We start from the raw sequence: 8,926 nt of genomic DNA, 5'->3' as shown, positions 1-8,926 counted from the left end.
TTTGAAGTGGAAACTAAGAAGGACACAAATTAAAAAATGTATGAATAAATACAAGAATAATAAGGTGGAAGTTCAATGAAAATGGTTAATTTGTTAAAAATGAAATTATATAAAAAAAGAATTATTTTAAGTGTAGCTCTAATTGGTATAGCTTTTATTTTAAATGGATGTGGTTTCAGAATAAATATTGGTAATCTTAAAGAAGATGATAAAAAAAATATAGTTACCACTCAACAAAGTGAGATAGACTATAATAAAGATGAATTGCTACCATTAGGAACAGTAGTATTATTAAAAGACTCTAATATACAGTTAATGATAACTGGAAGGATGAGAAAACTTGAAGGAAATTCGAGTGGAGAAATATGGGATTATTCTGGTTGTGCATATCCTAGGGGATTTATGAGTAGTAATGACAGTTATTTGTTTAATTCCAATCAAATAGATAAAGTTTATTTTAAAGGATATCAAGATGAAGATGAAATAAAGTATAATAAACAATTAGTGGAATATAGAAATAAATCAAAAGGAATAGAAATAACCAATGCTGATAACTTAATAGTTAGTAATGATGTAACGGAAAACATACAATGGAGTGATGAAGAATTATTACCATTAGGTTCAATAGTTACATTTGAAGGAACCAATAAAAAAGTTATAATAATAGGAAGAATCGAACACTTAAAGGGAGACACTTCTGATGATATATATGATTATGCAGCGTGTGTATATCCAGAGGGAAGTGTTAGTGCGGATAGTAATTATTTATTTGATGGAAATCTTATTAATAAGGTTTATTTTAAAGGATATCAAGATGATCAAGAAATAGAATATAATAAGAAATTGATAGAATATAGAAAATCATTAAGAGAGGAGTAGTTAAACTTAAAGTTATTAAAATTGCATCAATAAGATAAGAAAAAATATATACTTAAATAAAGCTAATACATTAATTGGAGTGTATTAGCTTTGTTTAATTAATAGAGATTATGGTGCTTTAGACTTTGTCAATACATCGTTAGATTCAACAGCAGATTTGGGGATTGATGCATATAAGTATATAATGACAAGAGGAGTTTTTGATGAATTTACAAAAAATAAAACTGTTAATTATTTTGAATGGATAAAAGAACAAAAAGGAAAACCATCTGCTTTATTGCATGAATATTTAAAAAATGCATCACCACATAAAGAAACATTTGATGCTACTAAAATAGGATTAGAAATGTTAACATTATTAGACAGTGGTATTGGAGCAGCAAGCTATTGTGGAAAACTTTCAAAAATTAAAAAATTAAGTGCGGCAGAAAAAGTAGCTAATTCTAAAAAGGCTGAAAAGATGCTTAATGAATTAAATAAAGAGATATTGGGAGTTAATTTAGCTGAAAACAGTGGTATTAACTCAATAGGAAAAACTAGCAAAGCACTGGAGGATATATTAAATACTTCAAAAGTTGGAGAAGGTATTGGTGAAGCTGAAAAACTTAATGAGGTTAGAAAAACTATTGAAAATACAACTAATGTAGGTAATAATATAGCAGAAGAAGCAGCCAAAGTACCAAAAGTTGCTGATGAAGTTAAAACTAGTAAAATTAATAATGGAAGAGAAGTTTCTAAGGGGACGGCTAAACCTAAATGGTGGCATCCAGGATATGTAGATGATTTAACAGATTCTCAAATATTATTAGGAGTAAAACAATCACCTAAGGGATTGTCAACGTTAGGTAGTGCTACACGTTCAGAAGCTTTAAGAGCTGGTGAAGCCTGGGCAGGAAATGGAGCAGAAAAAATAATAGATAAAGCAACAGGTGAGTTAATAGGATTTAAAAGTACAGATGGAATGAGAGCATTTAGAATACAATATAAACCTAAAGAGGGTATGTTTAGAGCTAACTTCCAACAAAATGAAATGATAAGAACTCAACATAATATGAATCCTGAACTTGGGTGGGGTAAGAAAGAACTAAGCAATGTTCATATTGATATATTAGATTAGGAGTGAAAAGTGATGATAATGATAAAAACATTCGTTAAGATGATGGAAGAGTGGGGAGAAGACGCAGATGACTTCTATATTTCATATGAAGTAGGAATAGGTCCAAGTGAAATTAATGGAGCATTTGATGCGTTCTATCTTGATATAATAAGTCCTAAAAGATTAGAAAGAGTACTAGTAAATGGTGGAGTAATGATTCCTAGAGGTTATATGATAACTAGTGATTTTAATGTTAAAGAAATAGAAAATGAAATAAATAAGATTATAAAAAAGTGTGAGATGAAAGATTTAGATGACACATATTATAATATTTCTAAGTTCCTAAGATGGGAAGAAGATAGCATATAAACTGGATACAAAAAAGTATATTATTATGATGCAAAAAAGTTGAAATATGAAAGATAATATAAAATCAGTATTTTAATAATATAAGAAGAATGCATTATTATTATAATGCAGTAAGCTGTAACTAAATGAAAAAGTAAATATATATTATAACAACGATAGGAGTCAATGTTTCTGATGAAGAAGCATTGACTCTTTTTCTATGTAAAAAATTAAATAAGGTAAAGTGTATATGTAAAATAATTGAGGATTTTAAAACAAGTCTAATTGAAGATGGTAAGAGCCCTAAAACAATTGAAAGCTATATCGGAGACATTAAGGCTTTCATAGAATTTCTAGGAGATAAAGTAGTTGAATTCAATGGTAATTTACAACGATTCTACTTAGTAAGCTACAAGAATTTTCTAGTAGAAAGTAACTATGAGGTAGCTACAATCAATAAAAAGATAAATAGCATTCATGCACTAAATAGATATCTTGTAAGCAACTAGAGATATGAAAGAAATAGTTGTAGAAAATTCTAAGGATAGAGTAAAGGTAGCCTACAGTTCAGAGAAACAAGTAGAGATCTATTCAGATAAGGAGGTTGAGAGAATACTTTTCTACATTTAGAACGAGGACAAGGTAAGTAAAAGAAATAAGGTAATTGTAATGTTACTACTTTATAAGGAGTTAGAGTAAGTGAACTATGTAGCATCAAGATTAAAGACATTGATTTCCTGAACTACTCAATAAAGATATACGGTAAAGGAGGTAAATTCAGAGAAGTACCAGTGAAATTCGACTTAGCTGATGTAATCAAGGAATCATTAAAGACAGAGATTATAGCTTAAAAGATTTAGAATATCTAATAATAGGTCAAAGGGGAGCATTAAGAAGGGATGCTATAAATACAATGCTTGAAAGGTTAACTGATGATATAGGGATGGTAAATAAATTAAAATCTCATACCTTTAGACATACATTCTGTACAAGGTTAATAAATAGAGGAGTACCAATTTCAACAGTAAGTAAACTAGCAGGTCATAGCAGGTAGATAAATACTTCAGGATGTACAACTTAAAAGAAGTCGGTGACATCGTAATACTTGAGGGTGATGATTCAATAGAAATTTTAGATAGATATAAAATATTCAATAGGCAAAGGTGGAACTTTTGCAACACATTCCTTAGATGAATTTAATTATTCAATTAAAAAGGAACTTGGAGAATACAAATTTAAAGAAGCAAAAGGAATAAGTGACTTAGATGATATGAATTTAATAACTTATGAAGTTATAACAAATAAAATTTTAGGTTTATGTGATTCTATTACATTTAAAGGAAGAAATCTTTATGTATATGAAGTAGAAATTCAAATGCATAATAGCATTATTTCTAATAAATATAAATTAAGAGATGAAAATGGGATGAAGATTGGAAGAATTTACAATAATAAAATTGTAGGTATTTCTCTTAGTGGAACAATATTAGATACTAAAAATGATGTTGTAAAAGTTAATTTGGAAATAGATGGATGTCAAGATTCAGGTACTGCAAGATGGTTCCCATATTCAACAGTATTTTCATCAGAAGATGGTACGGGGTGGTACTGTATGCCTGAAAAAGGAGATGCTATAAGACTTTATTTCCCTGATAATGTAGAAAAAAATGCTTATGTTATGAGTTCTGTTAATTTAAAAAGTAGAGATACAGAAAAGAGAGGAGATCCATCTATAAAGAGTATTAGTACTAAGTATGGTAAGCAGCTTGTTATGGAACCAGGTGCAGTTAACATAATAGGTGGAAGTGGAATGATGGTTAAAATGACTGATGATGGAGGAATAGAAATAATTAGTAATAAGAAAATAATATTAGATGCACAAGATGATATTGAAATAAATGGAAAAGCTAAAGTATCTATAAGTGGTGACTCAGGTGTTGACTTAACTCAAAATTCAGCTAATTTAAGTATAAAAGATGATGTAACAATGAGTGGTGGAAAGGTTAAGATTGAGTAATTATGATTAAATATCCAGATAAAGATAAAATATTAGAAGAATTTAAAACGAAATATGTTGATAATATATGGGTTGATAATTTTATTAGAATTGATGAATTCTATAGAAATAATAAAGAAGACATTGATAGTGAATTAATTAAAAGATTTGATTCAGTATATGAAAAGTGCATAGATATGCAAAAGAATAATTTGAAAGGACAAGTTACTTATATTTATTTTTCTCTTTTAAGGACAAGTATTATTGAAGGAAAAGGAGAATTTAGAATTGATTTATATGATGAAAGTTGGTTTTTAGATAAACAAGAATGTTCAATAAATATAAAGTTAGATTTTTTATATAGTTCTCTTTTTGAACTTAAATCAAATTTAAAGAGCAGAAAAATAGAATATGGAAGAACTATAACAGATATGGATATAGAGTATATTATTTTAGATGAAGCAGATAAATATCATATTTTAGCAGTTGAATTCCTAAAAGAATTAGTAAGTAAGTTTATAGAAATTGATTCATATAAAGAAATGAAAAAAAGTAGCAATATAAAAATTCTTGCTGGAGAGTTAATGGATAGTTCAGAAATAATATATGAAAATAATTAATTTAGATAGGAGAATATTATGGATTATTTTTTATTAAAACAGGATGAAAGATATACTAATACTCCACGACTTAAGGATATGTTTCATAAAATTAATACAAAAGATATAAATAGACTAAATGCACATAAAATTGATGATGTAATTATATTTCAAGTTACAGCAGAGGAAAGATGTGAGTATTTAGATGTATTAGATAAGCAATTATTTTTAATATCTGAAAAAATGATGAAAATTATTTGTAAATATGATACTGATATTGTTTTTAAGATTTTACCACTAATAGATTCTAAACAACATACACAAGAAAATTATTACCTGCCTATATTTGAAGATATAGAAGCATTAGATGAAAAATCAGAATTTAACTTAAATAGAACAATAGTTAAAAAGATAGTTCTAAATAAGAAAAAGATTGAAGGAAAAAAGATATTTAGAATAAAAGAAAGTGAAAAAACTCTAATAGTAGTTAGATTAGATGTTGCTGAAAGCTTGATAAGAAGAAAGCCAAGGGGAATATCATTAGAAAAATTAGAAATTGAATAAAGGAGGGATAAAAAATGGCAGATGAAAAATATTACATTGTAAGAGGAGCCAAAATGGTATGTGATAAGGGATCTAATGAAAGACATATAAGCCTTCCAAATAGTCATGGATCTTATGCAAGTGAAAAACCTATGATGAATAAGAAAGATAATATTGTAGAAAAAAATATAAGATATTTTGGAGTATGTAAAGGAGACTGTCCAGCAGGTGATGGAGATATTGCAGTAATAGATATGAATGGTAATAATGCTGTAGGCAAAAAGTGTCAAGTTAAAATATTAAAAGAGTGGATGAAAACTAAGGAAGATACATTAGTTAGTGGAGAAGACGCTTTAACAACAGATTCATTTTTAGTTTGCGAATATGGTGGAAAAATAACTTTTGTAACTACAGGACAAGAAGACTAAAAATGATAAATATAAAATAGGGGGAAGAAATAGGATGGGAGCAATTCATGCATTAAGGATTAAATCGCCTTATAAATTATTGCATGTAGAAGATATTGAAATTACGTATACACCTAATGAACATGGAAAATTATATTTAAATTGTTTATTAGATGATAGTATTAATTTTAAATATTCTATAGAAGCTTCAACTAAAGATGAAATAACAATTTATGAAGAAAAAGAAGATGAAAATAATAATTCAGAAGTAGACATTAATAATGTAGATATAAGTAAAAGTGTAGTAATATTTAATGGAATAGTAGAAAATATAAAGACAACAAATAAAGATGGACTATATTATATAGAAATAGAAGGAATATCGAAAAGTTCAGAGCTTGATATGAAAGAAAAGAGTAGATCATTTCAGAATATAAACATGACATATGATGAACTTATAAAAATAATATTAAATGATTATTCTGGTTTTAACTTTACTCAATGCATAGGAGAAGGACAAGCAATAGGAAAGCCATTATTTCAATATAAAGAAACAGATTGGAATTTTCTGAAGAGAATAGCAAGTGAATTAAAGTCAGAAATATATTGTGATATAATAGATTTGAATAATACACTATATTTTGGAACAAATAATGGAAAGAGTTATGAATTGCAAGATATAATGTCATATAAAGCTTGTAAAGATTTAAAAACTTTTTATAAAGCAGGAGGATATGATTTAGGTTTTCATGATACAGATTATTTTTACTATGAAATAAAGAGTAGAGAAAGATACAGCATAGGAGATAATATTTATTTCAAGCAAAAGGATGTATATGTTAGTGACTATGAAGCCCACAAATATCAAGATGAAATAATTTATAAATATAAATTGCGAAGAAAAAATGGGGTATGGCAAACAAAAATATATAATTCACTTTTGTGTGGAGCATCACTTGAAGGAAAAGTGTTAGCAGTTGAAGGGGAAGAAGTAAAACTTCATCTAAGTATAGATGAGAACCAAGATGAAGGGGAAGGCTCACGATTTAAGTATGCCCCACCAACAGGAAATACAATGTACTCAATGCCTGTAGTAGGAACAAGTGCAAAATTATATTTCCCAGATGAAAGTGGAAATGAACCGCTAGTTTCAGGATGTGTAAGAAGTAATGGATGTAGTTGTGCTAAAACAAGTGATACAACAAAAAGATACTTTGGAACTGAACATGGCAGTGAATTAGAGATGACACCATCAGCACTAAATATTAAAGGTGGAAGTGCATCACCAATAAGTATAAGTATTGATGATAGCGTAGGGATAAAAATAACAAGCCCAAAGAAATTGACATTAAGTGCAGATTCTGAAATAATAATGAAAACACCAAAAAATGTTAAGATAAATGGTGTAAGCCAAATAAGTGCATTAAAATCTAATACACAAAGTGGATTTTCTCTAGAAACAGATTTACATTTTACATCTGATAATATAATTAAGAATGGAAGTTGTAGTGAATCCTATCCAGATTTTGATGATGAGCCACAAGCTGGAAAAATACCTGAGCCAGAACCACCAAAGGAAGAAAAGAAAGGATTTAATTGGAAAAAACTAGCTGTAGGAGCTTTAGCAGTAGCATCTCCTGTAGGAGGAGCAGTAGTTGCATGTGCAGTTTTAGGTGCAGTTGTATCAGCAAGTGTAGATGTTGGGTGTCAGTTAGCAACAAATGGAGGAGATATTTCCAAAGTTGATCCATATCAAACAGTAATAGCTGCTTGTGGCGGTGCGTTAAGTGGTGCTTTTGCTGCTACTCCTATAGGAGTAGAAGGTCAAATAGCTATAAATGGAGCAATTGGAGGAACGCAAGCAGCATTAAATGGTGGTGATGCGAAAGATATTGCCAAAGGAATTGGGATAGGTATGTTGACTGGTAAATTAGGTGGAGATGGATATAAGCCAACATTGCATTTTTGGAATAGGCTATATACAACAGATGGAATAAAAGCTGTAAAAGGTGGTGTAATATGGGGAGCAAAAATATCTGGAATTGATACAGTCATTAGCATGGGAAGTAAATTTGTAAAAGAAAAGTATAATGAGATAACACAAAGAAAGGAAGAAGTTCCAAATGCAAATTAAAATAGTAAATATAGTTGTAACTATATTCTTTTTCTTATTGTTTAATGATGAATGTAGGACATGCTCAGCTTATTTCCCAAACAGTAAATGGAAAAAATATATAACTATAAAAAACAATTTATTTGCAGATATTCTTATTGCAAAATCTATATCAAGAGATAAGTTTGTACATTCATTTGATTATAATAAAATGTCCATAGTTGGTTTGATATCATATATATGCATAGGACCTATTAATTTATTTGCATTAATAGTAGGCATACTTAAAAGTGTTTCTCAAGAAAATAATAAGTGTTTAATAGATTTATATATTTTAAGTATTGGATTAGTAGGAGTATTATGCATAATATTCATTATAGTTATACTTATCAATACTAAAAAATGTAAGAATAGATAAAATGTAACATGGATGCATGTATTGTAGGAGTACATTTTTAATAGTACATGTAGAGGCTACTCCACATATTTTTTTAAGGGCAGATGTAAAAAATGTATATAAACGAATGAATACAGTTATAGAAGTTCCTAAATTTAATATTAAGCCCAAACTTAATAATAATTCAGAGTTGAAAAATGAATTTGAAAGACAGTTAAGAGTCAATCTGCATTATATGCTCCTAATCAAATAGCTGGTGGAAGCCCTCAAAATGCAATTGGAATGTGAGATATTATTACATGTAATAATAGAGGGAGTTTTGGAATATTAGATTGCCGCCATCAACGTGAAAAAGAAATAGAGTGAGATTTTTTCTTTAATAAGTACTATGACTCAAATACAGGGAATATTATCTTAAAAATAATATATAAGTCAAGATAGCAGGTAAGAAAAATTAATTAATCTTACCTGTTTTTCGATTATATTTAGTAGTATGAATCCCAAAAAAGGTATAAGAAATAAACCATCTGAGGCTGTAAATATTTTTG

12 protein-coding genes are annotated in these 8,926 nt (G+C 28.4%); all 12 read left to right on the top strand.

Going from position 1 to position 8,926, the window contains the following annotated elements; translation table 11 throughout:
* Positions 1-75: 75 nt before the first annotated feature.
* The 12 genes from NG904_RS16625 (at position 76) to NG904_RS16570 (ending at position 8,399) form a co-directional block, all read left to right on the top strand.
* Positions 76-879: a DUF4176 domain-containing protein gene (locus NG904_RS16625; RefSeq protein ID WP_252232830.1), complete on the top strand. Its 804-nt coding sequence runs from the start codon at positions 76-78 to the stop codon at positions 877-879.
* A 157-nt stretch (positions 880-1,036) separates the two neighbouring features.
* Complete coding sequence (locus NG904_RS16620) at positions 1,037-1,996, top strand: hypothetical protein (protein ID WP_252232828.1); 960 nt, start codon at positions 1,037-1,039, stop codon at positions 1,994-1,996.
* Between the two features lie 12 nt (positions 1,997-2,008).
* Positions 2,009-2,344 carry an Imm8 family immunity protein gene (locus NG904_RS16615; RefSeq protein ID WP_252232826.1) on the top strand — a complete coding sequence of 112 codons (336 nt, stop codon included), beginning with the start codon at positions 2,009-2,011 and terminating at the stop codon, positions 2,342-2,344.
* 185 nt (positions 2,345-2,529) lie between these two features.
* The gene (locus NG904_RS16610; RefSeq protein ID WP_252232824.1) at positions 2,530-2,832 is read left to right on the top strand and encodes a site-specific integrase; all 303 of its coding nucleotides are present in this window, start codon (positions 2,530-2,532) and stop codon (positions 2,830-2,832) included.
* A gap of 204 nt (positions 2,833-3,036) precedes the next feature.
* Positions 3,037-3,174, top strand: coding sequence for a site-specific integrase (locus NG904_RS16605; RefSeq protein WP_353846079.1), 138 nt, complete (start codon positions 3,037-3,039; stop codon positions 3,172-3,174).
* Positions 3,147-3,377, top strand: coding sequence for a tyrosine-type recombinase/integrase (locus NG904_RS17505; protein ID WP_353846078.1), 231 nt, complete (start codon positions 3,147-3,149; stop codon positions 3,375-3,377). The genes NG904_RS16605 and NG904_RS17505 overlap by 28 nt, the downstream gene beginning before the upstream one ends.
* Positions 3,378-3,593: 216 nt before the next feature.
* Positions 3,594-4,340 (top strand): phage baseplate assembly protein V, encoded by a 747-nt coding sequence (locus NG904_RS16595; RefSeq protein WP_252232820.1) that lies wholly within the window; start codon positions 3,594-3,596, stop codon positions 4,338-4,340.
* A 2-nt stretch (positions 4,341-4,342) separates the two neighbouring features.
* Positions 4,343-4,939, top strand: a complete 597-nt coding sequence (locus NG904_RS16590) for a hypothetical protein (RefSeq protein ID WP_252232818.1) — start codon at positions 4,343-4,345, stop codon at positions 4,937-4,939.
* A gap of 18 nt (positions 4,940-4,957) precedes the next feature.
* On the top strand, positions 4,958-5,482 hold the full coding sequence (locus NG904_RS16585) for an imm11 family protein (RefSeq protein WP_252232816.1): 525 nt from the start codon (positions 4,958-4,960) through the stop codon (positions 5,480-5,482).
* A gap of 14 nt (positions 5,483-5,496) precedes the next feature.
* Positions 5,497-5,889, top strand: coding sequence for a DUF4280 domain-containing protein (locus tag NG904_RS16580; protein WP_252232815.1), 393 nt, complete (start codon positions 5,497-5,499; stop codon positions 5,887-5,889).
* A gap of 34 nt (positions 5,890-5,923) precedes the next feature.
* Complete coding sequence (locus NG904_RS16575; RefSeq protein WP_353846077.1) at positions 5,924-8,002, top strand: late control protein D; 2,079 nt, start codon at positions 5,924-5,926, stop codon at positions 8,000-8,002.
* Positions 7,992-8,399, top strand: coding sequence for a hypothetical protein (locus NG904_RS16570; RefSeq protein WP_252232813.1), 408 nt, complete (start codon positions 7,992-7,994; stop codon positions 8,397-8,399). The genes NG904_RS16575 and NG904_RS16570 overlap by 11 nt, the downstream gene beginning before the upstream one ends.
* Positions 8,400-8,926: the final 527 nt, after the last annotated feature.

The sequence above is a fragment of the Clostridium sp. ZBS15 genome (assembly GCF_023845705.1).
GTDB classification, from domain to species: domain Bacteria; phylum Bacillota; class Clostridia; order Clostridiales; family Clostridiaceae; genus Clostridium; species Clostridium aquiflavi.
Note: the sequence above shows the minus strand (reverse complement) of the source record. Positions and strands in the feature narration are given on the sequence as shown.

Excerpts from the sequence above, each read along its gene's own strand:
- NG904_RS16570 (WP_252232813.1), top strand. The coding sequence starts at position 7,992 with ATGCAAATTAAAATAGTAAATATAGTTGTAACTATATTCTTTTTCTTA.
- NG904_RS16590 (WP_252232818.1), top strand. The coding sequence starts at position 4,343 with ATGATTAAATATCCAGATAAAGATAAAATATTAGAAGAATTTAAAACG.
- NG904_RS16580 (WP_252232815.1), top strand. The coding sequence starts at position 5,497 with ATGGCAGATGAAAAATATTACATTGTAAGAGGAGCCAAAATGGTATGT.
- NG904_RS16585 (WP_252232816.1), top strand. The coding sequence starts at position 4,958 with ATGGATTATTTTTTATTAAAACAGGATGAAAGATATACTAATACTCCA.
- NG904_RS16625 (WP_252232830.1), top strand. The coding sequence starts at position 76 with ATGAAAATGGTTAATTTGTTAAAAATGAAATTATATAAAAAAAGAATT.
- NG904_RS16575 (WP_353846077.1), top strand. The coding sequence starts at position 5,924 with ATGGGAGCAATTCATGCATTAAGGATTAAATCGCCTTATAAATTATTG.
- NG904_RS16615 (WP_252232826.1), top strand. The coding sequence starts at position 2,009 with ATGATAATGATAAAAACATTCGTTAAGATGATGGAAGAGTGGGGAGAA.
- NG904_RS16595 (WP_252232820.1), top strand. The coding sequence starts at position 3,594 with ATGAATTTAATAACTTATGAAGTTATAACAAATAAAATTTTAGGTTTA.